Origin of the sequence: Streptomyces sp. NPDC058240, assembly GCF_042882135.1 — a bacterium.
Taxonomy (GTDB): domain Bacteria; phylum Actinomycetota; class Actinomycetes; order Streptomycetales; family Streptomycetaceae; genus Streptomyces.
This window is the reverse complement of record NZ_JBHVWT010000159.1, coordinates 1-1,317: the sequence shown is the minus strand read 5'-3', so window position 1 is coordinate 1,317 and position 1,317 is coordinate 1. Positions and strand designations below refer to the sequence as shown.

Sequence of the window (1,317 nt, the reverse complement as noted above, 5' to 3'; positions counted from 1 at the left end):
TGTCAAGCCCCGGGTTTCGTGGAGAGTGAGTTAGCTGGTTTTCTGGAGTGATGCTGGGGGTTGGGCCGCGTAGTGGGCGGCTTCGTGCTCGGCGGGGGTGACGTGACCGAGTTCGCCGTGCAGGCGCCTCTGGTTGAACCAGTCGATGTACTCGGCGACGGCGATCTCGACGTCATTGATGGACGTCCAGGGGCCCTTGTTGCGGATCAGTTCGGCCTTGAAGAGGCTGTTGAACGCCTCGGCGAGGGCGTTGTCATACGAGTCGCCCTTGGAACCGACCGAGGCCACGGCCGCCTCGTCGGCGAGGCGTTCGGTGTAGCGAATGGCACGGTATTGAACGCCGCGGTCGGAGTGGTGCGTGAGGCCGGTGAGGTCGGCGCCGGTGTGCCGACGGCGCCAGATCGCCATCTCCAGCGCGTGAAGGGCGAGGTCGGTGTAGAGGCTGGTGGCGACCTGCCAGCCGACGACCATGCGGGAGAAGACATCGATGACGAAGGCCGCGTAGACCCAGCCGGAGAACGTTCTGATGTAGGTGATGTCGGCAACCCACAACTGGTTCGGGGTAGTTGCGGTGAACTGCCGCTCGACCAGATCGGCCGGACGGTCGGTCTCCGGAGCAGGGCGGGTGGTGCGCGGGCCCTTGGCCCGGATCACGCCGCGAAGCCCCGCCTGACGCATGAGGCGTTCGACCGTGCAGCGGGCCACCTCGACTCCCTCGCGGACCAGGGCGGCGTGGACCTTGCGGGCTCCGTAGACACCGTAGTTGTCGGCGTGGATCCGGCGTATCTCCTGGGTGAGTTGTTCGTCGCGCAGGCTGCGGGCCGACGGCGGACGGGTGTGGGCAGCGTAGTAGGTGCTCGGCGCGATCGGCGCGTCCGTCTCGGCGAGGACGTCGCAGATCGGCTGGACGCCGAACGTCTCCTTGTACTGGTCGATGTAGGCGACCTTCATCGCAGTGGACGGTCCAGCTCCGCGGCGAAGAAAGCCGAGGCGGACTTCAATATCGCGTTCGCCCGCCGCAGTTCCTTCACCTCCCGCTCCAGCTCCGCGATCCGGGCAGCCTCCGAACTGGTAGCCCCGGGCACGACTCCCTCGTCGATCTCGGCCCGTTTCACCCAGCCCCGCAGGGCCTCGGGGTGCACGTCCAGCTGGTCGGCGATCCGCTTGATCGCTCCGGCCCGGCCGGCCGGGTCCTTGCGGGCCTCGATGGCCAGACGCGTCGCGCGTTCACGCAGTTCGTCGGGGTACTTACGGGGAGCAGCCATGATTGGCATCCTTCCGGGTCTTGATGATCTCCATCAAACCCGGGGCGGTTCA

At 67.0% G+C, this 1,317-nt stretch carries 1 protein-coding gene and 1 other annotated feature; the gene reads right to left on the bottom strand.

Translation table 11 applies throughout. The annotated features are described in order from the left end of the window. Positions 1-30: 30 nt before the first annotated feature. A protein-coding gene (locus ACFVX4_RS42120) for an IS3 family transposase (RefSeq protein ID WP_389988844.1) occupies positions 31-1,265 on the bottom strand; the annotation gives its coding sequence in 2 pieces (ribosomal slippage) (positions 31-986 and positions 986-1,265; 1,236 coding nt in all). Further along, positions 859-987, bottom strand: a sequence feature (AL1L pseudoknot). Its footprint overlaps the gene before it by 129 nt. Positions 1,266-1,317: the final 52 nt, after the last annotated feature.